Source organism: Polynucleobacter sp. (assembly GCF_040400325.1).
In the GTDB taxonomy this organism is placed as follows: domain Bacteria; phylum Pseudomonadota; class Gammaproteobacteria; order Burkholderiales; family Burkholderiaceae; genus Polynucleobacter.
The window spans coordinates 367,386-389,211 of record NZ_JBBAQK010000001.1 but is presented as its reverse complement, the minus strand read 5'-3'; the positions used below and the strand labels follow the sequence as shown (position 1 = coordinate 389,211).

At 42.9% G+C, this 21,826-nt stretch carries 25 protein-coding genes; 13 read left to right on the top strand and 12 right to left on the bottom strand.

Annotation, left to right across the window (positions count from 1 at the left end):
• Positions 1 to 5: 5 nt before the first annotated feature.
• Positions 6 to 1,031, bottom strand: a complete 1,026-nt coding sequence (locus tag ABWP14_RS02015; RefSeq protein WP_353201295.1) for a substrate-binding domain-containing protein — start codon at positions 1,029 to 1,031, stop codon at positions 6 to 8.
• Positions 1,032 to 1,100: 69 nt separating this feature from the next.
• Between ABWP14_RS02015 and ABWP14_RS02010 the strand changes: the two genes are divergently transcribed.
• On the top strand, positions 1,101 to 1,925 hold the full coding sequence (locus ABWP14_RS02010) for an ABC transporter substrate-binding protein (RefSeq protein WP_353201294.1): 825 nt from the start codon (positions 1,101 to 1,103) through the stop codon (positions 1,923 to 1,925).
• Between the two features lie 58 nt (positions 1,926 to 1,983).
• On the opposite strand, the gene ABWP14_RS02005 is transcribed toward ABWP14_RS02010, so the two are convergent.
• Positions 1,984 to 2,565 carry a hypothetical protein gene (locus tag ABWP14_RS02005; RefSeq protein WP_353201293.1) on the bottom strand — a complete coding sequence of 194 codons (582 nt, stop codon included), beginning with the start codon at positions 2,563 to 2,565 and terminating at the stop codon, positions 1,984 to 1,986.
• 120 nt (positions 2,566 to 2,685) lie between these two features.
• Here ABWP14_RS02005 and ABWP14_RS02000 point away from each other — a divergent pair, with 120 nt between their 5' ends.
• The 4 genes from ABWP14_RS02000 (at position 2,686) to ABWP14_RS01985 (ending at position 5,549) form a co-directional block, all read left to right on the top strand.
• Positions 2,686 to 3,120: a GNAT family N-acetyltransferase gene (locus tag ABWP14_RS02000; RefSeq protein WP_353201292.1), complete on the top strand. Its 435-nt coding sequence runs from the start codon at positions 2,686 to 2,688 to the stop codon at positions 3,118 to 3,120.
• A gap of 6 nt (positions 3,121 to 3,126) precedes the next feature.
• The gene (locus tag ABWP14_RS01995) at positions 3,127 to 3,546 is read left to right on the top strand and encodes a hotdog domain-containing protein (RefSeq protein ID WP_353201291.1); all 420 of its coding nucleotides are present in this window, start codon (positions 3,127 to 3,129) and stop codon (positions 3,544 to 3,546) included.
• A 7-nt stretch (positions 3,547 to 3,553) separates the two neighbouring features.
• Complete coding sequence (locus ABWP14_RS01990; RefSeq protein WP_353201290.1) at positions 3,554 to 4,120, top strand: cysteine dioxygenase family protein; 567 nt, start codon at positions 3,554 to 3,556, stop codon at positions 4,118 to 4,120.
• 136 nt (positions 4,121 to 4,256) lie between these two features.
• The gene (locus ABWP14_RS01985) at positions 4,257 to 5,549 is read left to right on the top strand and encodes a DEAD/DEAH box helicase (protein ID WP_353201289.1); all 1,293 of its coding nucleotides are present in this window, start codon (positions 4,257 to 4,259) and stop codon (positions 5,547 to 5,549) included.
• Between the two features lie 139 nt (positions 5,550 to 5,688).
• On the opposite strand, the gene ABWP14_RS01980 is transcribed toward ABWP14_RS01985, so the two are convergent.
• Positions 5,689 to 5,958, bottom strand: coding sequence for a cupin (locus ABWP14_RS01980; RefSeq protein ID WP_353201288.1), 270 nt, complete (start codon positions 5,956 to 5,958; stop codon positions 5,689 to 5,691).
• 58 nt (positions 5,959 to 6,016) lie between these two features.
• Between ABWP14_RS01980 and ABWP14_RS01975 the strand changes: the two genes are divergently transcribed.
• The gene (locus ABWP14_RS01975) at positions 6,017 to 6,310 is read left to right on the top strand and encodes a DUF1330 domain-containing protein (RefSeq protein WP_353201287.1); all 294 of its coding nucleotides are present in this window, start codon (positions 6,017 to 6,019) and stop codon (positions 6,308 to 6,310) included.
• Positions 6,311 to 6,372: 62 nt separating this feature from the next.
• Here the strand turns inward: ABWP14_RS01975 and ABWP14_RS01970 are convergent, their stop codons facing one another.
• Entirely contained in the window at positions 6,373 to 6,561 is a 189-nt protein-coding gene (locus ABWP14_RS01970; protein ID WP_028819023.1) for an Hc1-related histone H1-like protein, read from the bottom strand.
• A 499-nt stretch (positions 6,562 to 7,060) separates the two neighbouring features.
• Between ABWP14_RS01970 and ABWP14_RS01965 the strand changes: the two genes are divergently transcribed.
• The gene (locus ABWP14_RS01965; RefSeq protein WP_353201286.1) at positions 7,061 to 8,644 is read left to right on the top strand and encodes a rhodanese homology domain-containing protein; all 1,584 of its coding nucleotides are present in this window, start codon (positions 7,061 to 7,063) and stop codon (positions 8,642 to 8,644) included.
• Between the two features lie 338 nt (positions 8,645 to 8,982).
• Positions 8,983 to 9,204: a TIGR02450 family Trp-rich protein gene (locus ABWP14_RS01960; RefSeq protein ID WP_353201285.1), complete on the top strand. Its 222-nt coding sequence runs from the start codon at positions 8,983 to 8,985 to the stop codon at positions 9,202 to 9,204.
• A gap of 54 nt (positions 9,205 to 9,258) precedes the next feature.
• Here ABWP14_RS01960 and ABWP14_RS01955 read toward each other — a convergent pair whose 3' ends face one another.
• The 4 genes from ABWP14_RS01955 to ABWP14_RS01940 all read right to left on the bottom strand — a co-directional run bounded on the left by ABWP14_RS01955 (position 9,259) and on the right by ABWP14_RS01940 (position 12,512).
• On the bottom strand, positions 9,259 to 9,777 hold the full coding sequence (locus tag ABWP14_RS01955) for a hypothetical protein (protein ID WP_353201284.1): 519 nt from the start codon (positions 9,775 to 9,777) through the stop codon (positions 9,259 to 9,261).
• Between the two features lie 113 nt (positions 9,778 to 9,890).
• Positions 9,891 to 11,108: a BaiN/RdsA family NAD(P)/FAD-dependent oxidoreductase gene (locus tag ABWP14_RS01950; RefSeq protein ID WP_353201283.1), complete on the bottom strand. Its 1,218-nt coding sequence runs from the start codon at positions 11,106 to 11,108 to the stop codon at positions 9,891 to 9,893.
• A gap of 3 nt (positions 11,109 to 11,111) precedes the next feature.
• Positions 11,112 to 11,621 (bottom strand): hypothetical protein, encoded by a 510-nt coding sequence (locus ABWP14_RS01945; RefSeq protein ID WP_353201282.1) that lies wholly within the window; start codon positions 11,619 to 11,621, stop codon positions 11,112 to 11,114.
• A gap of 33 nt (positions 11,622 to 11,654) precedes the next feature.
• Positions 11,655 to 12,512 (bottom strand): LOG family protein, encoded by an 858-nt coding sequence (locus ABWP14_RS01940; RefSeq protein WP_353201281.1) that lies wholly within the window; start codon positions 12,510 to 12,512, stop codon positions 11,655 to 11,657.
• A 196-nt stretch (positions 12,513 to 12,708) separates the two neighbouring features.
• Between ABWP14_RS01940 and ABWP14_RS01935 the strand changes: the two genes are divergently transcribed.
• The 3 genes from ABWP14_RS01935 (at position 12,709) to ABWP14_RS01925 (ending at position 14,865) form a co-directional block, all read left to right on the top strand.
• A complete protein-coding gene (locus tag ABWP14_RS01935) occupies positions 12,709 to 12,891 on the top strand; it encodes a hypothetical protein (RefSeq protein WP_353201280.1) in 183 nt (60 codons plus the stop codon).
• 116 nt (positions 12,892 to 13,007) lie between these two features.
• Positions 13,008 to 13,745 (top strand): ABC transporter substrate-binding protein, encoded by a 738-nt coding sequence (locus ABWP14_RS01930; RefSeq protein ID WP_353201279.1) that lies wholly within the window; start codon positions 13,008 to 13,010, stop codon positions 13,743 to 13,745.
• A gap of 145 nt (positions 13,746 to 13,890) precedes the next feature.
• Positions 13,891 to 14,865: a DMT family transporter gene (locus ABWP14_RS01925; protein WP_353201278.1), complete on the top strand. Its 975-nt coding sequence runs from the start codon at positions 13,891 to 13,893 to the stop codon at positions 14,863 to 14,865.
• Between the two features lie 49 nt (positions 14,866 to 14,914).
• On the opposite strand, the gene ABWP14_RS01920 is transcribed toward ABWP14_RS01925, so the two are convergent.
• The 4 genes from ABWP14_RS01920 to ABWP14_RS01905 all read right to left on the bottom strand — a co-directional run bounded on the left by ABWP14_RS01920 (position 14,915) and on the right by ABWP14_RS01905 (position 19,735).
• Positions 14,915 to 16,063, bottom strand: a complete 1,149-nt coding sequence (locus tag ABWP14_RS01920; RefSeq protein ID WP_353201277.1) for an aminotransferase class V-fold PLP-dependent enzyme — start codon at positions 16,061 to 16,063, stop codon at positions 14,915 to 14,917.
• A 135-nt stretch (positions 16,064 to 16,198) separates the two neighbouring features.
• Positions 16,199 to 17,344: a tricarballylate utilization 4Fe-4S protein TcuB gene (gene tcuB, locus ABWP14_RS01915; protein WP_353201276.1), complete on the bottom strand. Its 1,146-nt coding sequence runs from the start codon at positions 17,342 to 17,344 to the stop codon at positions 16,199 to 16,201.
• The gene (tcuA, locus tag ABWP14_RS01910; protein ID WP_353201275.1) at positions 17,331 to 18,740 is read right to left on the bottom strand and encodes an FAD-dependent tricarballylate dehydrogenase TcuA; all 1,410 of its coding nucleotides are present in this window, start codon (positions 18,738 to 18,740) and stop codon (positions 17,331 to 17,333) included. Before tcuA ends, tcuB begins: the two co-directional genes overlap by 14 nt.
• An 80-nt stretch (positions 18,741 to 18,820) precedes the next feature.
• Positions 18,821 to 19,735: a DMT family transporter gene (locus ABWP14_RS01905; protein ID WP_353201274.1), complete on the bottom strand. Its 915-nt coding sequence runs from the start codon at positions 19,733 to 19,735 to the stop codon at positions 18,821 to 18,823.
• Positions 19,736 to 19,867: 132 nt separating this feature from the next.
• Between ABWP14_RS01905 and ABWP14_RS01900 the strand changes: the two genes are divergently transcribed.
• Entirely contained in the window at positions 19,868 to 21,013 is a 1,146-nt protein-coding gene (locus ABWP14_RS01900) for an alpha-hydroxy acid oxidase (RefSeq protein WP_353201273.1), read from the top strand.
• 51 nt (positions 21,014 to 21,064) lie between these two features.
• Positions 21,065 to 21,814 (top strand): bestrophin-like domain, encoded by a 750-nt coding sequence (locus tag ABWP14_RS01895; protein WP_353201272.1) that lies wholly within the window; start codon positions 21,065 to 21,067, stop codon positions 21,812 to 21,814.
• Positions 21,815 to 21,826 lie beyond the last annotated feature (12 nt).

Below are 21,826 nucleotides of genomic sequence, written 5' to 3'. Positions count from 1 at the left end.
TCAGTTTAAATCCAGCCAGCAATCTGACGCTTTAAACCGATCGATTTATAGCCGGGAATCTCCTCGGACAACTGTCGAATCTTACGAATCAGCCTCACTACATCTTTATCTACCGCCAATTCATCTGACATGGCCAAGAAAAAGAGCTCATCCTTTAGTTGGATAAAGTCTAGGCCATTTTCGATTGCAATGCTTTTAACCCCCATACCAACATCCGCCTTTTTCGCCAAAATAGATGTGGCAATCGCAGTGTGGGTAAATTCTTCATGCTCATAGCCCCTGATCTTCTTGGGATCAATTTTTTCTTTATTCAATACTGTATCTAACAGTAAACGGGTGCCAGAACTTTTTTGCCGATTAATAAATCGAATATTTGAGCGTAACAAATCTCGTACGCCTGTAATATTAAGAGGATTCCCCTTACTAATCATCAGACCCTGCACTCTTTTCATGACTGGAAATATTTGCATCCCTTCCTTTTGCAAGCGCTTAGCAATTGTCTTTGAAGCCTGCAGATCAGAAACGTGATAGCCGGCAATGTCTGTCTCGTAATTGAGGAGACGCTCTAAGGCCTCACCAGAGCCTGCGGTACCGAGTTCAAACTTTTCAAAACCAGAAACTGCAGCCTGAATAATAGGATCACTACTGCTTACAAACCTCCAACGCTTCTCGGACTTATTCCGAAACAATGCAAACCCCTCCTCTAAATGAGCAAGGCTTGTTTGTCCGAGCCTATGAGTCTTTTCATCAAAATCTTCGGTAAATTGAATCAAGTATTTCGCATATTCAGAGAGTTGTGAGCCATGCCCCCGGACTCGCTCCATCAATTTGAAACCTAGTGCTGTCTCCACCTCATTGACTTTTTGCCATACATTTCGGTAGGACAGGCCAGCCTTTTTGCAGGCAGACATCAAAGTCTTGCCCTGGTCAATATCTCTTAGCAAGCTTGTTAGCCATACCAGATCAATGATGGCTGGGTCTTTGGCATTTTTACCCCCAAATATTAGGGTAGGTCTAATCTGGATTCGCATATGTAATTTTTTGCATATTGATGTTTTGTAGTATGACAGATATTAACTGAACATTACTGGGGACACCATATGCAATTTTTCTGTGCTCGCCTCCTAGCGATCTCTATCGCAACATTGAGCTTGCTAAGCCAAAATGCTGTTGCTCAAGAAAAAAGTATTGTGGTTTCATCCACTACCTCTACTGAGCAATCTGGTCTATTTGGCTTCATCTTGCCAATCTTCAAAATGAAATTAGGCATCGATGTCAAAGTAGTGGCCGTAGGTACTGGTCAAGCATTAGATATTGGCCGTCGAGGTGATGCCGATGTTGTCTTTGTACATGACAAACCCGCTGAAGAAAAATTTGTGAGCGAGGGTTTTGCGACTCAACGTAATGAAGTAATGTATAACGATTTTGTATTAATCGGCCCTAAATCTGACCCAGCTAAAATTGCGGGTGGTAAAGATATTCAAGCAGCCTTTAAAAAAATTGCTTCTTCTCAAGCGCCATTTGTATCTCGTGGAGATAAAAGCGGTACTCATGCAGCAGAGTTCCGCTATTGGAAAGACGCAGGAATCACACCTACTCCCAGCACTTCATGGTACAAGGAGACGGGCTCTGGTATGGGGCCAGCCCTGAATACTGCCTCAGGAATGAACGGCTATATCTTGGCCGATCGCGCTACTTGGCTTACCTTTAAAAACCGTGGTGATTTGACTATCCTAGTACAAGGCGATCCTAAGCTCTTTAATCAATATGGCGTCATGTTAGTTAATCCAGGCAAATATCCAAGTGTGAAAAAGGCTGAAGGACAAGCCTTTATTGATTGGATTCTCTCCAAGAATGGCCAAGATGTGATTGCTAGTTATCAAATTGGCGGTGAACAACTCTTTTTTCCGAATGCTAAAAAGTAAGACATCAACTGAAATAGAAAAAGCCCGCATCTGCGGGCTTTTTCTTAGCAATAAAGCCTTACTTCTTAGGCGTTACAAATCCAATTGCAGTATCGTCGATGTACTCAATCATGACATCATCGCCTACCTTGAATTTATCAAGTCCTAGCACGCTTTGATCTACTTTTACTTTTTGCTTCTCGCCATTAGGCATAGTGAAAGTAACAACGCGTGACTTAGCATCGATAGTAGAAATCTTTACCGTAGCGTAAATAGTATCTGTTGTCTCTTCAAATGGTTTTGCTGAGCCCTTACCCGCGACTGTTAAAGAACGCACACCTGAAACACCTGGTTTGGCATCCTTGCCTGCCGCTGTTAAACCAACAGCGATTGCTTGCGCATGCTCAACTACAAAAATATCACCTTTTTTAACTTTTTCTAGATCATTAATCTGTTTGGAAACATTCATCTGAGCCAAGTTTCCATTAGAGTCCTTCAAAACTACGATGCGCTTCTTTAGGTCTACCGAATCGACAGTGGCAGTTAATACCGCTACTTCAGCAGCCAACGGAAGCATCTTGGCTGGCGCTTGCGCAAAAGTGGCACCTGCAAATACAAGGCCTGTAGCGGCAAATAAACTGGAAATAATCGTTTTTTTCAAAATTGCTCCTAATAGAGTGAAGGGTCATATCAGCCAAATAGCTGCTCAATCATTTTACCTACGGTATATTTCATTTCGAAACTACTTAAAATTGTTTTTCTCACGTAAATTAGACTAATAGTGATATTGATTCAATCCTGGCAGCAAGCATCCAAAAATGCCCATGCTATTCGTAAACAAGTGTTCATTGAGGAACAGGGAGTACCTCAAGAACTCGAATTAGATGAGTTTGACCCCTTATGCTGGCATGCCTTAGCCTTTGAAGGCACGCAATGCATTGGTACTGGAAGGTTAGTTGCTATGGGAGTCAATGAAGGGCAAATTGGAAGAATGGCAGTTTTGCCTTGCTTTCGTGGCAAGGGGACCGGAAAAGCCATACTGCTTAAGCTCATTAAACTAGCTCAGTCTCAAAATATTTCTAGCCTGATGCTTCATTCTCAGGTGCTAGCAATCCCTTTTTATGAAAAATACGGCTTTACTCCTCAAGGACCCATCTATGAAGAGGCCGGCATTGATCATCGTAATATGATTATCCTATTGCCTATTTCTCACTAATTTAGAATGACTACTCCCCCCACTCCATATTTACATCGTGTTTGCTACTCCGATACCGATGCCGCTGGTTTTGTTTACCATGGTCGTTATCTAGAAATTTTCGAACGCAGTCGTGCGGAATGGCTGTATCAGCGAGATCTGAGTCCTACTAAACTAATCAATGAGTTTGGCATATTGCTTCCTGTGCACGAACTCAGCATGCATTTTTATAAGCCCGGTAGATTGGATGACCTTCTCTATATCGATCAAGTCATTGAGAATCGAGGAAGAACGCGAGTAGCAGTAAAGCAAACGGCTAGCCGTATGATTCAGGACGGCGACACAAATGATTTACAAATCATTGCAAGTGCTTTGATACATATTGTTTGCGTGGATACAAAAACACTCAAACCCAAAGCTTTGCCTGAATGGTTATTTATCAATTAAGCAGATCATGACAGACGGAAAATTACTCAGCTTTGTTCAAAAACTCACGCATTTGATTGAGCAAAATCCAAGCGAAGAGATCATCTTTGTCGAAGGAAAAGCCTTGCTTAAGAATCTCATTTCAGTAGATGACTGGCTTCCTGAGGAATTTACTAAACCACATCCTCAGCATTACCAGCAATATTTGCTTTACGCAGATCCTTTGGATCGCTTTTCAGTGGTGAGCTTTGTGTGGGGACCAGGTCAAAAAACACCCGTGCACAATCACACTGTTTGGGGAATGGTGGGTCAACTACGCGGAGAAGAAAAAGGGACTCATTATCACCAACAGCCTGACGGCAGCTATCAAGCCGGCACCATCGTCATCTCATCACCAGGTCATGTCGATACTGTTTCTCCAAATAGCCATGACATTCATGAAGTAGCCAATAACCATCATGACCAGACCTCAATCAGCATTCATGTCTATGGTGCCAACATTGGAAAAGTAGAGCGTACTACTTATAATCCTGACACAGGCCTTGAAAAAAAGTTTACTTCTGGTTATGCCAATACAGCGGCTCCAAAGCTCTAGGCCGCCCCATATTCATTCACCTTTAGTAATGAATGTAAAATAGTAGCTCTTACTGCAAATGCTTTAGCGTAGCAGCTCACCCTGTTGGCCGGGATTGTCTTTTCATTGAATACGGGCCAATCATTTATTGGTTCCTATGTTATTTACTGATCTCGGTTTATCCGAACCCATTCTTCGTGCAATTTCTGAAGAGGGCTATACCAGCCCTACCCCCATACAAGCTAAATCGATTCCAGCCGTCCTAAAGGGCGGTGACTTACTTGCCGCAGCACAAACCGGCACTGGAAAAACTGCCGGCTTTACACTTCCGATTTTGCAACGTTTAAGTACTAGCCCTAAACCAAGCGGTAAACGCCCCCTACGAGTGCTAATTCTGACTCCTACCCGAGAACTTGCAGCGCAGATCCAAGAATCTGTCATGACCTATGGAAAATATACTGGCCTAAAGTCTGCTGTGATCTTTGGTGGAGTTGGTGCCAATCCACAGATTAAGGCAATTGCAGCTGGCTTGGATATTCTGGTTGCCACTCCAGGTCGCCTCTTAGATTTAATGTCGCAAAAATATGTTTCATTAAATGATATTGAAATATTAGTACTCGATGAAGCAGATCGAATGCTGGATATGGGGTTCTTACGAGACATTAAAAAGATTCTGGCAGCTTTACCTAAAAAGCGTCAGAACCTCTTATTTTCTGCAACCTTCTCTACAGAAATTAAATCACTTGCGGGTAGCTTACTCAATTCACCTGAATTAATTGAGGTAGCGCGCAGTAATAGCGCTAATGAAGCGATTGCACAATTGATTCATCCAGTTGATAGAAATAAAAAGCAACCATTACTGGCGCATCTGATTCAGTCAAACGATTGGAAGCAGGTATTAGTCTTTACACGCACTAAGCATGGTGCCAATAAGCTAGTGACTCAATTAGAAAAGGATGGGATCACTTGTATGGCGATTCATGGCAACAAAAGTCAAACAGCTCGTACCAAGGCATTGGCTGACTTTAAGGCAGGTAAATTAACCGCCTTGATTGCCACTGATATTGCCGCACGAGGGATTGATATCGATCAACTACCCCATGTAGTGAACTATGACCTACCTAATGTATCGGAAGATTATGTCCATCGCATTGGTCGAACAGGCCGCGCAGGATCAAATGGGGTTGCCGTATCCCTGGTATGTGTGGATGAACATCAAATGCTCATAGATATTGAGAAGCTGATTAAGCAAAAATTACCGCAAGAGATCATCGCTGGATTTGAGCCCGATCCCAATGCTGTTGCTCAACCTATCCAACTTCGGAGTCAGCAACATCAACAGTCGAGAAAACCCGGTAGCCAGAAGTCAGCTAGCGGCAACTCAAGCGCACCACGAGGTAAGCCATCAACTAAGCGCAGTGCCCCGCCAAAGAAGAGCTTTAGTAGGTAAATCTGTTGTTGTGAAGGACGTTCCTCAGCTGCCTTTTCCAATAAGAATATTTCCTGGGGCACGTGCCATAGGTCAAATGAGTAAGCGCCAAGAAAAAGCTTTGGTTATTTCTTAATTTACACTTCTGCACTAACGGAAGTCATTCTTTTCTGGCGGCTAAATAATGAACGCCCTGGGGTCCATAGCTTTCTGAATGTAGCTCCTCAAAACCTAGATGAAAAACACTGCCTGTGCTGTAATGGCTTGTGCTTCCCTTGATAGTTAGGTCAATACTGCCACTCAAGACAAGCGCCTTCACCTCAAATGGATGTGTGTGATGATCTAAGTGCCCATTGGGTTCGCGCAGCACTTCAACAGGATTTGGATAGCCCTCTTGCCCTGAGATTTGAATAAATTGATCGCGATTCATATAGTAATTATAGCGTGCTTATAAACTGCTGATATTCTATTTTTAACGAGGGGGACACATGGTATTTAAAGTCATTGGATTAATAGATTTAACCGACCCGAGTGCATTTGAGGAATACCGCAAGCAGGTTAGCCAAACTGTAGCGCTTTATCAAGGGCACATTGAAGCCCGCGGTGTAATTACCGAGATCTTTTGGAATGAACTTCAATGTATGCCCTTTAGCACCTATGTTGAGCTACATTTTCCAAGCAAAGAAGATGCACATGCTTGGGCACATAGCCTGCAATACCAGTCATTAGTTCCGATTCGAAATCAAGCTATGAAACTAACACTATTCGGAATTGCTATTTGAAGCAAGGCAATAAAAAAGCCTAGCGGTTTAAGGCTAGGCTTACAGATCAGTGGTGTTAAGAATCACTTCTTAGCTTCCATTGCCTCTTTTGCAGCAGTAATTTCTTTACGACGCTCTTTGCATGCTCCAGCAATTTCTTGCAAGGCTTTGCGAGCACGGGCAGCAGATGCCTTAATGCCCTTTTCAATAAATTTTTCGTTTTCAGCTTTATATGTTTCAAAAGCAGCCAACAATGTATCGTGTTGTGACATCTTCTCTCCTCATCATCTAAAAAATATACTTTTTAACCACGAAGTCAGTATATCTCTATAAAAACTATAGAAATCAGCCTATTTCATCAGGGATAACGCCTAGAAAGCAGGAATCCGCGAAATGGGCGCCTTTAATGAAAAGAACGCTAGATAGCTGCAAAAAGCCGATATTCTGGGGCTTAGCAGTCTTATTGCCATGACAGTTATGGCCCCAGCAGGCTCCTAGCTAAGCCTAGGCAAGTCAATTGCCTCTATTAACACCTCCTCCCCGCCTGTGGGGTATTAGATGCCTATGGCGCCCCAGCACTAGCCAAAATGCCACCTGATGCTGATGGGGCTTCTTAGTGCATTTTTTAGGTGTGATCAACACCTTGCTGCTCATTGCTAGCAACAAACATCCTAAGCTCACCACTGATATCAAACAGGAAATAGTATGGGGAATACAGTCGTCAAAAAATCCAACGTAAAATTAGATTAAATGAAAATCAGTAGAGATAAGATGAGCATCGACACCATAAGTTATGAATTTATACGCAACAAACTTCTCAAGAAAGAAGAGATTGCGTTTCTAGATGTCCGAGAAGAGAATCCACATGCGCAAGAGCACCCTCTCTTTGCTGCAAATCTACCCCTTTCACGGTTGGAAATAGACGCTTTTAGCAAGCTACCCCGCAAGGATTTGCCGATTGTGACATTAGATGATGGCGAAGGTTTTGCACAACTGGCTGCTGAACGTCTGATATTACTTGGATATCATGACGTCTCAGTATTTGCTGGTGGTGTGGCTAGTTGGAAGGCTGCGGGCGGAGAAGTATTTAAAGACGTTAATGTACCCAGCAAATCGTTTGGGGAGTTTGTTGAATCAAAGCGTCATACCCCTTCCCTCTCAGCACAAGAAGTCAAACAATTATTGGATGCTAAAGAGGATGTAGTGGTAGTAGATGTAAGGCGCTTTGATGAATACAACACCATGAGTATTCCCACCGGCATTAGCGTGCCAGGCGCAGAGTTAGTATTACGCGTACCTGAGTTGGCACCTAACCCCAAAACCAAAATTATTGTTAATTGTGCTGGCAGGACTCGGAGTATTATTGGTACACAGTCGCTGATTAATGCTGGCATTCCTAATGAAGTCAACGCCTTACGCAATGGCACGATAGGCTGGACCTTAGCAGGGCAAGAACTAGATAAAGGACAGACCCGTCGCTTTCCTGAAGTCAGCGATAAAAATGCGCAAGAAGCAGCTGATCGCGCTCGCAGTGTTGCCGATCAGGCCGGTGTAAAGCGCGCCAGTTTAGATGATGTTGTGCAATGGCAATCACAGGTCGAACGCACTACCTACTTCTTCGATACCCGCACTCCAGAGGAATATGAGGCAGGCCATCTTCCAGGTTTTCGCTCCGTCCCCGGAGGTCAGCTCGTACAAGAAACAGAAATGACTGCGCCCGCTCGCGGAGCACGCATTGTATTAGCAGATCCAAGTGGCGTTAGAGCGAATATGCCCGCCTCATGGTTGGCGCAAATGGCATGGGATGTATACGTATTGGATGGCATCAACACTAGCCACTTGACTGAACGAGGAGTATGGAAGCCACCAATTCCTGAGCTACCTAAGGCTAATCTGGTTGATGCTAAAACACTTTCACTTTGGCTCAAGACAGACAGCAATACCATTGCGATTGATTTGAGTACCCATGCTCATTACATCAAAGGCCATATTCCAGGAGGTTGGTATGCATTGCGCTCTCAACTTGAAGATGCGCTTAAAAAAATACCCCAAGTAGATCGCTACGTTCTGACGAGTAGTCCTAGTGAGCTCGCATTATTTGCTGCGCCAGAACTGGAGAAGTTCACACAAGCCGAGGTATTTGTTCTTGATGGTGGCAACAAAAGTTGGATGGATTATGGGCTGGAATTAGAAAAGGGGGCAACTCACTTAGCCTCCCCTCCTCTGGACCGCTATAAACGCCCATATGAAGGTACAAGTATTGATCCTCAAGCCATGCAGGCCTATCTCGATTGGGAATTTGGCTTGGTAGAGCAACTAGGCAAAGATGGAACCCATCATTTTTGGGTTCTATAAGTCACCTTTAATAAGGCTATCTTTGCCTATGATTTACCTTAGACCGCAATACCTACTGATTCTATTGGCCTGCATGAGTTCAATAGCCTGTGAACGAGACAATTACAGTACCTGGAACTGTACATCTTCCAAAGAATCCAAAATGACAATGGTACTGAAGAAGGCCCAAATGCAGCTGCAAGAACATCGTCTAGATTATTGCGGGAGCTTAGGTGAGCGCAGCTATTTTTCAAAAAAGTGCCCCGCAAACATTCAAGATGCAGACTATGTATTCACACCTTCGTCAGGGACACTGAATAGTACCGCTCAAGATTATCAGTGCACGGTCCTCTAATAGTATGAATCGTATCAGCCCAAAAAAATTACTTTTAAGTAAGTGGACTGCAGTCCATCCCATGGGTAAACAAAAACACTTTTTGGTGAGTAAGGTCATTCTGCGAGAGGATCCTCAACAGGGAATCGAATTGATTGAGATTGAGGCGGTCTATAGCAAAAAAACCAAGCAAATTTGTTGGCGCGAGCTCAGCGATAGTGATCATTGGACTCAGGGGTGGAAATAAAAAAGCTGTTCTTATCCTCATAAGAACAGCTTAGCTTTTAAAAACTAATACTACTTATTTTTTGCCACCAGAAGACTTCTTAACTAAGTCATCAATATTCTTTTCTGCAGTATCAGCGACCTGATTAACAATTTTTCGGCCTTCCTTAAACATCTTTTGTCCAGTGGTAGACATTTCGTGTACCACTTTAGATAATTTATCGGCATGCGATGGCATTTTATTTTCCGCATCCTCTAACCATGACACTAGGGAGCTACGTACCTTCTCAAGATGCTTTTCTGTCTCATCAGCAGCACTCTCTCCTAAATCCTTGAGTACTGATTTGACTTTCTTTTGATAGGTCGCAGCTCTCTTAGCAGCTTCTTTTGTTGCATCCTCCTGCAAACCTTTTAATTTTTCTAGGTCATTTTTAGCGGCTGACTTGGCACTATCCATAGCATTCTTCATGCTCCATTCCATCTCAGCAATGTGATGAGCCCCTAAATCTTTAGCGGCATCTAACAATTTGTGAGAATAATCAAAGAGCTCTTTTGCCTTTTCTTGCTGCCATTTTTGAATTTCTTTGGTGTCCATTCTTACTCTCCCATTAAATTAGCGTTATAGAAACTTCCTTATCTACCACTCTATACCAAAATCACAGAACTGCCAATTACCTACTTTCTGGACATTAATATAAAAGGCATCAATTAAAAAGCTTGCGCACAAGCAAAACCACTTGCCCAAGCCCATTGGAAATTATGCCCACCCAAATGGCCTGTGACATCAACACACTCTCCAATAAAGAATAGTCCTGGATGTTTGCGTGACATCATTGTTTGACCATCCAATTCATTGGTATCGATTCCCCCAAGCATCACTTCAGCTTTCTTCCAGCCTAGAGTACCTGCTGGTTTTACTGACCAATTAGTGAGTAATTCTTTAAGGGCTTGACGATCCTTTTTTGAGACCTCTGCCCATTTACGCCCTAAAAGATTTTTTTGTTCAGCAAATGCTTTTGCCAGCCTCTGAGGTAAAACAGATGCCAAAATTATTTCTGTTGGCTTTAGACGATTATCTTCGCTATTAAATAACTCATCACAATTAAATCCTCCGGGGCGCTCAACTGCTCTTAACCAATCTACGTGAATAGGTTCACCCTCAGTCCAGTAACTACTAGCCTGTAATACTGCTGGTCCTGAAAGCCCTTTATGAGTCAATAGCAAATCTTCATTGAATCGACAAGCACCGTAACGAAATCCCTTGGATCCAGATGCAATTCTGACTGGCACACTAAGGCCAGCCAAATCATTTAGATTGCCAAATGTATCTGCGGTAAAAGATAGCGGCACCAAAGCAGGTTTTGGTTCAATTACATTTAAGTTAAATTGCTTAGCAATATCCAGCGAGAAAGCACTAGCGCCAATTGCTGGCACGGGTAAACCTCCTGTTGCCATCACTACTGCTAATGTTCGCTCCTCACCCTGGCTTGTTTGGACATGCCATTCGCTACCTTTTTGAGCAATAGACTGAACGCTCACGGGATAACAAATCTTTACTGCCCCTTTAGAGCATTCTACTAAGAGCATCTCGATAATTTGTTTTGCAGAATCATCGCAAAATAGTTGCCCTTGATGCTTTTCGTGATATTGGATTCCGTATGAGCTGACCAGTTTGATAAATTCATTTGCGGGGTATCTGGCTAGAGCGCTTTTAATAAAATGTAGATTAAGAGAAAGAAAATGGGCGGGACTGCTATGGATATTAGTGAAATTACAGCGTCCCCCTCCGCTGATCCGAATTTTTTCTCCTAAGATCTCAGCATGATCTAGTACTAAAACTTTTTTACCCAGTTGACCAGCTACACCAGCGCAAAATAGTCCAGCAGCACCCCCGCCAACAATGACAGCATCCCATATTTTGCTCATGTGTTAATTGAAGCGATCTATAGTGTCCGCAGAAATCTTGAGCTTTTCCATGTGACGCTTGGTATAGGCTTGGCGAAAATTTTTAGTCATTGAAATCATCGTCGCTGCAGTCCAGGCAAAGGCAAACATACCTGAAAAAGCGATGATGACGGCTAGCATCTTCCAGCCATCAGGCAGGATATCTTCCATAAAGCCCATGGCAGTATATGCACTACCACTAAATAATATGCTTTCGCCTAGAGTGGGCAATAGCTTCAAGAAATATAGAGATAATCCCCAAATCATGATCTCAGCAATGTGAGTCAAAAATAAAAATAACACACTCAAATAAAAATAGATACTGACTTCAGCATATTTATGCTCGGACAATAACAAGAAAGTTTTTACTTCATAACGTTTAGCAATTTGAAGTAATAAAAGGCCATGAAAGACCATCACCACTATTAACATAATGGCTCCCAGGAGATAGCTGGGGAGATCTAGACTAGTGGTAAGCGTTTGTTGGGTGTTCATATTTTTAAAAGTGAGGCTAATTTTACAGGGGCGTCAGCTTAATTGATACCACTCACTAATAATCTGCCAAGCCTCTTGAGCGGTCTCGACAAAATGGAGTGCCTGCATATCATTCTCATCAATCACGCCAAACTCAATCATTTTTTTGAAATCAACCATTTCAGTCCAAAAGGCCTTGCCCACCAAAATAACCGGGAAACGATCAACCTTTTTTGTCTGCATCAAGGTTAATACTTCAAATATTTCATCAAAGGATCCAAACCCCCCAGGAAAAGAAACAATTGCTCTCGCCCTGATCATGAAATGCATCTTACGTAAGGCGAAGTAATGAAAGCGGAAACTCAGGCCAGGACTAATATAAGGATTGGGATGCTGCTCTCTAGGTAAGCTGATATTAAATCCGATAGTTTGATCACCAGCTTCAAATGCTCCTCGGTTAGCCGCTTCCATAATTCCTGGACCGCCACCAGTACAAATATATAACTTACTACTACCCTGTTCTTGTATTGCATTGTATTGAGCAACCAATCTACCAAACTCTCTAGCTGACTCGTAATATTGACTATGTAGTAAGGCTTTTTTGGCTTCCTGCAACTCTTCTGAAGTGCTTGCCTTTGCCTCTAGCTCCAAGGCGCGCTCATGACTTACAAAACGAGTGGAGCCAAAAACGGTAATCGTGTGCTCAATACCATGTTCATTTAATAGAATTTCTGGTTTGAGTAATTCGAGTTCAAAGCGAATACCAATCGTTTCGCGACGGGAAAGAAAAGCCTCATCGTCAAAGGCAAATTTGTAAGAATCTATTGAGTTTTCTTCAGAAAGCTGACTTTTTTTGATATTCAAAAAATCTGTAATGGTCTGAGAATTACTCGTTGGGAGCTTTGAGCTCATGTTAAAACCTTTGCTAAGTAAATTAGCTCCATCTTACCTTTTAGGCCATACTCGATTGAATACTTGGCTTCGAAAGTGAAAACCCGTGTCTGCACCTATCTAAAGCCTGGGTCAAGACTAGGTGGATTTATGGATATACCCCACCCCTAATAAGGTTTAGTATTGCGGCAATTACAACCAAATCGAAGGAATAGTAATGAGCAATCGTTCACTCATCATCATGGTACTGGTATTAGTTGGTGCCACTGCTTATTTACTCATCAAAGGCGACGGCGATATTGATATGGGCGGCGAGAAGCATGGTGCTGAAGCAGCTCATATCCAAGAGGCTAAGAAAGACGCTCCTGCAGCTGCACCAGCAGCTGAAGTTAAAAAGTAATTAGGCTCAGTGAAAATAAAACCGCGGTCCGCCGCGGTTTTTTATATTATCAAGCTATGAAGATTACACTTACTCTCCTCCTCTTTTTTCTTTCTCAAACGAGCTTTAGTCAGCCAATGAACTCAATTGACCCCAAAATGATTCAATCCTTTGCGCCTACTGGAACCTTACGAGTAGGCATCAATTTAGGCAATCCTGTTTTAGCAGGTCTTGATAAAACTACCCAAAAGCCTAAAGGGGTAACGATTGATATTGCTAATGAAATTGGAAAACGTTCTGGCATTCCAGTTGAATTAATTTCTTTTAAATCGGCAGGCTCTACCGTAGATGCGATTAAGACAGGCAATATTGATTTGATCTTTGTTGCAATTGATCCAGTACGAGGGGCAGATGTAAGCTACACCCCACCATATATTCAGATTGAAGGGGCTTATATGGTGAAAGGTGACTCTACATTCAAGACAAATGAAGAAGTAGACCGTTCAGGAGTAGAAATCGTTGTCGGTAAAGGAAGTGCATACGATCTCTTTCTCACGCGTGAAATTAAAAATGCAGCGCTACTTCGAGCAGCTAGTTCACAGGCGGTGATTGATGACTTTATGGCCGGCAAGGGAAATGTAGCTGCAGGCGTAAAGCAGCAACTGGAGAGTGATGCCAAACGATATAACGGCTTACGTATGATTCCTGGACGCTTTATGGTTATTAATCAAGCGATTGGAGTTCCAAAGGCTCGCACTGAGTATAAAAAAACAACTGCTTACTTAAGTGCCATCATTGATGACTTAAAGTCCTCTAGCTTTGTTGCAGAATCAATGAAACGTCATGGAATCGAGGGTGCAAAAGTCGCTGAGTAAAAAATCCCCCGAATCAGATTAATACTAAATTTATGATCGTCTCTCCCCAAAAACTCAATGTACTCGAATTAGTGAGACGCTTAAAGCGAGAACTTTCTGATCACAAAGAAGATGAGAAGCTTGCTGAATAAGCTTCTAAAAGAGTATGCAATTCTCTAGCCCAACACATCATCAACGCTATCTTTATGGCATCCTCCTTACTTGCATTGGTTCAATACTATTCTCAGGTAAAGCTGTTCTTATCAAGCTTGCTTTTATCGATGGTGCAAATGCAGAGACACTCCTCGCCCTAAGAATGGTGATGGCCTTTCCGATATTTTGGGGGATATATTGGTGGCACTCACGCACAAGACCTATGAATCCCTTGGTCTGGCCAGATAGACTGAAGTTGATTGGTCTTGGATTTTTAGGTTACTTTCTTTCTAGTTATATCAATTTCTTAGGGCTGCAATATATTTCTGTAGGCCTGGAAAGAATGATTCTTTATCTCACGCCAACCATTGTGTTGCTCATCTCCTATTTTATTTTACAAAAATCGATTTCGCGTTTGCAGTGGTACGCATTAGTTGTTGGTTATCTCGGCGTGATCGTTGTTTTTATTCAGGATGCTAGCTCGACTGGTGTAAGCGCATGGCTCGGAATGATTCTCGTGTTCCTAAGTGCGTGCCTCTATGCTATTTATATGATTGGTGCAGGAGAGATGGTGAAACGCATTGGTAGCGTCCGCCTAGTAGTTTATGCAAGCTCGGCCTCAACCGTATTCAGTCTGATACAGTCATTAATGCATAACCCGACAGCCTTATTTGAACAGACCCCACATATCTATTGGCTCAGCTTAATTAATGCCAGCGTATGTACAGCGATCCCCATGCTCATGATTATGGTTGCCATTAATCGAATTGGATCACCCTTAGTTGCGCAGGCTGGAATGCTTGGCCCTGTCTCTACTATTTTTATGGGCTATGCTTTTTTATCTGAGCCAATTACGTTGATGCAGATTAGTGGTATGACTTTAGTCATTGCAGCTATGTGGCTTTTAGTTCGCAATGATCCTAATAATAAAAAGTCTCTGGACCCTAAAAAATCTAATGTCCTCGATGATGTAGAGCCTATTAATTAAGAAATAAAAAAAGCCATCAAATGATGGCCTTGTGTTTTTAATTAACTACTTAAGCTGGTAGTACTTCAGCTTCAGTAATTTTTTCTAACGCTTTGGCTAATTGCACTACTGTACGGTCAACATTGGCTAATTTTTCCAAGCCAAATAGGCCAATACGGAAGGTACGGAAATCTGGCCTTTCATCGCACTGTAACGGTACTCCAGCAGCAGTTTGCAAACCAAGAGCAATAAACTTTTTACCGGACTGAATATCGGGATCCTTGGTGTAGCTAACGACAACGCCTGGTGATTGAAAACCTTTTGCAGAAACAGAGTCATATCCCTTTGATACTAGTAACTCACGAACTTTAGAACCTAATTCAATTTGCTTTTGTTTAAGAGCAGAAAATCCAAGTGCTTGTGTTTCTTTCATCACATTACGCAAAATTTTCAGAGCGTCGGTAGGCATTGTAGTGTGATACACATGACCGCCCTTCAGATAAGCATCCATGATTTGTAACCATTTCTTGAGGTCCATCGAGAAACTACTGCTTTGAGTAGACTCAATCCGCTCACGAGCTCGATCGCCCATGGCAATCAATGCACAGCAAGGGGAGCTACTCCAACCTTTTTGGGGGGCAGTAATGAGAACATCGACATTACAGGCTTTCATATCTACCCACATAGCGCCAGATGCAATGCAATCTAAAACAAATAAGCCATTAACAGATTGAACAGCTTCACCTACTGCCTTTAGATAATCGTCCGGCAAAATAATTCCAGCAGAGGTTTCAACATGGGGAGCGAATACGACTGCAGGCTTCTCTTTCTTAATGAAAGCGACCACCTCTTCGATTGGCGCAGGAGCAAATACACCTTGCGTAGAATCCTCCAACTGCCTACCTTTGATAACAGTAACGTCATTCGTAATATTGGCCAAATCAAAAATTTGTGTCCAGCGATAGCTAAAATAACCATTACGCAAAACCAAACATTTTTGCTGATTTGCAAATTGACGTGCAACAGCTTCCATACCAAAAGTGCCGCTTCCCGGGACGATGACCGCTGAGCTCGCGTTATAAGCATCTTTCAAGACGCTGGAAATATCCACCATCACCCGCTTGAATTCCTCAGACATATGGTTCAAGGAGCGATCGGTGTAAACGACCGAGAACTCCAACAATCCATCTGGATCAACGTTTGGTAGCAAGCCTGGCATAGTCATTTCCTAAAAATTTCTGAGATAAGTACTAAATGATACCGATTTAAGCCTGCCTCTGTTTGATCTGAAGCAAATGCTAGCATTTAAGCCCTCCATAAAGGCTCTAATCTCGATTTTTAAAGATTTGGCTGCTTAGTCAGAACTAAGCTGGAGCTTACTTTTTTGCCGTTTTTCTATCGCATTTTTCAATAATGCTGCAGTGCGATAGATGCCATGGGCAAATTTTCCATAAGGCATTGTCAAAAAGAAGCTCATCACAAAACCAAGATGCACAGCTAACCAAATAGACATCCAAGAGGTATCACGATAAGCCAAGAGCCCAAGACCTGATGCACTGATTAACCAAAGCAACAATATAAATGCTCTATCCATGGGCTTTTGATTTGCATCACCATGAGCGCTATCACGCTTGTAATTTAGATAAAGTAATCCTGCAGGTCCGATGAGAAGACCGATTCCGCCTACAGTTCCTAATATGACTGGCAGACTGTTAAGGGCATAAGGTGCTGACAAGCCTAAAACATAGTGATACAAGGTGGCAACACTAGTTGATGCAAAACACAACATAAAACCATAGAAAGTGAAATGATGAAAACGTTTTCTCCACAGCGAGAAAGCATCATCTTCATTATTGCAACCCTTACCATGACCCCCGCCAAGATATTTCAAGGTTAAGGCGTCATGGGTAGCTTCAGCAGCAGCTGCACTAGATATAGTCCCCGGTGAAATCTGGCGCCAAAAACGAATAACGCCAAGACCCAGGGCAAAAATTGCAAATAAAAATACAGATCCAAACATCAAGACCAAAGTGTTATGAGAAAAAATCGCATAAAAATTTCCGCCATTCGGAACCACAAATAGAGTGCCCTTTAGCACAAGCGTGACTAGTAAAAAGACTATCAGGGAAATGGAGCTTGCCAAAGCCACCGTAACGCCATTTCGCTTATAGAGACTTCCTAAGGCATGAGGCCATGCAAAATCAATATAAGTTTCTTGACGGACCTTAGCCATTGCCAAAGGAACATTCACTGCAAAGTCATGTGGAGGCGCATATTGACAAGCATGCAAACAAGCTCCGCAGTTATGACATAAGTTTGCTAGGTAATGTACGTCAGCAGTATTAAATTCAATACGTCTTGTCATTGCCGGGAAGACAGCACAAAATCCTTCACAGTAACGGCAAGCATTACAAATCTGCATAACACGAGCGACCTCTTGATCAGCTCTGGCATTGCCTAAATTTGATGCCTCTCGGATTAAAGAATTAAGCTGTTGCATCATTTAACTCCACTTTCAAGCCAACTGCTTTTGCAGCGCTTACTCCAGCTATTCTGCCAAATACTGTTCCAATAGTCATTCCAATGCCAGCGGTATAGCCTTTACCTAATACATTGCCTGCCATCATTTCGCCAGCAACGAACAAGTTTTCGCATGGTTTACCGTTAATATAGACAGCCGCATTTTGATCGGTTTTCAACCCTAAATAAGTAAAAGTCACACCAGGTCTAACGGCATAAGCATAAAACGGAGCTACATCAATTTTTCTTGCCCAATGAGTCTTAGGTGGGCTGAGATTTTCAGTATGACAATTATCTAATTCAGTATGGTCAAAGACACCCTCTACGCACGCTGCATTGAAATCTTGAATCGTCTTCACAAATGTGGCTTGATCTATCCCCATCTTATCCGCCAAAACTTCAAGCGTATCAGCTTTCTCACCTGGAAAAACTGGCGGCATAAAGCGCCCAAGCGCTTTGGAATCGATGATCGAGTATGCAATTTGACCAGCTTGTTGTGCAACCAGTCGGCCCCATATGGCATAACGCTTAGGCCAAAAATCTTCACCCTCATCATAAAAGCGCTCAGCCTTTTTATTAACAACCACACCTAAAGAAACACAGTCAATCCGAGTGCAAATACCACCGTCGTATAGTGGTGCGCGTGCATCAATCGCAACCATATGGGCTTGTGTAGGGTCCCCAATTGAATCTGCCCCTGCCTCAATCATGTGCTTGAGTAGCACGCCCATATTAAATTTAGTGCCACGTATCAAGAAATTATCCGCTGGGTATTCGCCTGAGTCATTCTTTCCCCAGGCTTCCTTCAACCATTCGCGATTTGATTCAAAACCGCCTGCGGCTAGCACGCAGGATTTCGCTTCAATCCGCTCATTACCAACATATGCAGCAACAAACTGACCCTCTTGCATTTCAATCGAATCCACTAAAGAGTTATAACGGATCGCAATTCCAAGCTTTGCAGCACTGCGATAGTAGGCATTGACTAAGGCTTTTCCACCACCCATAAAAAAAGCATTAGTACGCGAAAGATGCAAAGTACCTGATAGTGGTGCCTGAAAATGAACACCGTGTTTCATCATCCATGAGCGGCAACTAGAAGATGAGCGGATCACCAGTCGGGCAAGCTCTTCATTGGTGAGTCCACCCGTTACTTTTAAAAGATCCTCCCAATACTCTTCCTCTGAATAAGTGCCCAATAAAACATCTTGAGGACCTTCATGCATGGCGCGTATATTGCGAGTATGGGGGGAATTTCCACCCCGCCACTCTCTGGGGGCTGACTCTAATAACAAGACGCTAGCGCCAGCCTCTCGGGCCATCAGAGCAGCGCAAAGGGCGGCATTACCGCCTCCAATTACTAAGACATCAACCATAGACTCTAAAAAGCTTTAAAAACTAAAAGAACTAACTGTACTGTTTTTTTGAGATTCTTTCCTAGACCACGATGGCACTATCAAAGCTTAGCCATTCGACTCTTAGGAGAGGAAACCCAAATACCAGCAACAATTAAGGCAAAAGCTACCGCATGAAATAAGCCAGGAGGCTCACCCAGAATGGCGGCAGAAAAAAGTGCGGTAAACAAAGGGATGAAGTTGGCAAAAAAAGCTGCTACTGTAGGTCCCGCTCCATTCACACCCTGACCCCAGCAACGATAAGCAATCAAGGATGGCCCAATCGCAATAAACAAGATCAATGTTCCGGTCCAAAGATTGAGGTCTAAATAGGCATGACCGGAGGCAATCTCAAAGCCTTCAAAAATTCCTGTCCACATCAAACCAATCACAATCTGTGCTGTTAAGAAACCAGCCCAAGGCCATTCGTGCTCAGAGCTAGAGCCGGGACGACTCAACATCCAACTATAGGAGGCCCATAGAAAAGTGGCCAGCATAATCAAGAGGTCCCCTATCACCATTTGCATCGACAATAAAGTACTGAGGTCACCTCGAGTTAATACCACTGATACACCCAAGAGCGAGACTACTGCACCAATCATCTGAAGAACTCTAGGCTTGACTTGATAAAACACTGCGCCAATTAATAACATCCAAATTGGCATACTTGCACCAATAAGCGTTACATTAATGGCTGAGGAGGTTTGCAGTGCTGAATAGAGTAATACGTTATAACTTCCAACACCAAATAAACCGAGTATCAAAAAGCGGATTTTATTTTTCCATAATGGACTGCCGGGTTTAAAAATTCGCCAGCCAAAGGGCAATAATATTAAGGCCGCAGTACCCCAACGCACAGCAGTTAATGTAATTGGTGATACGCTGCCAACTAAAGCACGGCCAGCAATGGCATTACCGGCCCACAAAATGGTGGCAGTTAACAAATAAAAAATAGTAGCAAGATTCAGCTGAGGCATTCAGGATTGATCCAGACAGTGGGTATTCAAGGGCCCCAAGCAAGGGTTATCCTCTTATTGTAGAAACAAATCCTCGGTATTGCTAAGATAGAGCTTAAATCAGTCAATACTCATTAAATAGAAGGATTATTAGTGGCACTCATTACGAATATTGAAGACTTACGAGTACTTCATAAAAAGCGCACCCCCAAGATGTTCTATGACTATGCTGACTCTGGTTCTTGGACTGAGTCAACCTACCGGGCCAATGAGTCTGATTTTCAAAAAATCAAATTCCGCCAGCGAGTGGCTGTAGATATGAATAATCGCACCACCAAAACAAAAATGGTGGGGCAAGAAGTATTGATGCCAGTCGCATTGGCCCCTACTGGTCTCACTGGTATGCAGTATGCTGACGGCGAGATTCTTGCAGCGCAAGCAGCAGAGAAATTTGGAGTTCCTTTTTGCCTGTCCACAATGAGCATCTGCTCTATTGAAGATGTGGCAGAGCGAACAACCAAGCCATTCTGGTTTCAGCTATATGTCATGAAGGATCGTAGTTTTATCGAGCGCCTGATTGATCGAGCTAAGGCGGCAAAATGCTCTGCTCTTGTCTTAACGCTAGATCTACAAATCTTAGGTCAGCGCCATAAAGATTTGAAAAATGGTTTAACTGCACCTCCAAAATTAACTATCGCCAATATGATCGATATGGCAACTAAACCACGCTGGTGCTTGGGTATGGCAATGACCCCCCGCAAAACATTCCGAAATATTGTGGGTCATGCTTCTGGGGTTGGCGACATGTCTTCCCTTTCCTCCTGGACAGCTGAGCAATTTGATCCAAGCTTAAGCTGGGCAGACGTAGAGTGGATCAAAAAACTTTGGGGCGGAAAACTGATTATCAAAGGCATTCTGGATGAGGAAGATGCCCGCTTAGCAGCAAATACTGGCGCTGATGCTTTAATTGTTTCTAATCATGGTGGCCGTCAACTAGATGGTGCTGTTTCGAGCATTCAAGCTCTTCCTGGAATTATGAATGCAGTTGGGAAAGATATTGAAGTATGGATGGATGGCGGCATTCGCTCCGGTCAAGATGTACTGAAAGCTTGGGCGCTTGGTGCCCGCGGCACGATGATCGGCCGTCCTTTCCTGTATGGCCTAGGTGCTATGGGTGGGCCTGGTGTCACGAAATGCTTAGAAATCATTCGCAATGAATTAGATATTACGATGGCACATGTTGGTCATCGCGATATTCAAAATGTCACTAGCGATATCTTGTATCCGGGAAGCTTTTAAATTAAATATTTACTTAATCAACCCATTATTCTTTTTGGGCTATCTTTTTTAGTGTTCTCTGTATCCGTATGGTTCGGCAATGCTGTACTTAGCCGTTATCGAACTCAGGATAGCGAGACATCACAAGATTTAGGGGTCATTCAAACTGCGACACTCACACTTTTAGCGCTGATTATTGGTTTTACTTTTTCTATGGCGATTGCTCGACATGATCAGCGAGAAGTCCTGGAGGAAAGTGAGGCAAATGCCATTGGAACTGAGTATTTAAGATCTGATCTTTTGCCTACAACAGCAGCAAACAAAACCAAGGATCTTCTGAAAGACTATTTAGACCAGCGAATTTTGTTCTACTCCAAACAACCCTATGAAGCAGTAGTCAAAATTCAACAAAGAACTGAAGTACTACAAGATGCCTTATGGAATGAAATCCTTCCATCGGCGCGGGCACAACAAACTCCCATGATGGCATTGGTAGCATCTGGCATGAATGATGTTTTAAACTCTCAAGGTTATGTTCAGGCTGCATGGTGGAATCGCATCCCTAATACTGCTTGGGCGTTAATGGCCTCTATTGCCATATGCGCTAATCTGTTGGTTGGCTTTGGTGCCCGTAACTTCAAAAAGAATATTGGTTTATTTATGATCTTTCCTTTTGTTACTTCGGTTTCTTTTTTCCTAATTGCAGATATTGATAGTCCTAGAGGGGGCGTTATTCGTATTGAACCAAAAAATTTAATCACCTTAAAAGACAATCTAAATAAGGCAAAGAGCAGTTCCAATCAACCTAACAGCGTCAAGTAAGCATCAACCTAT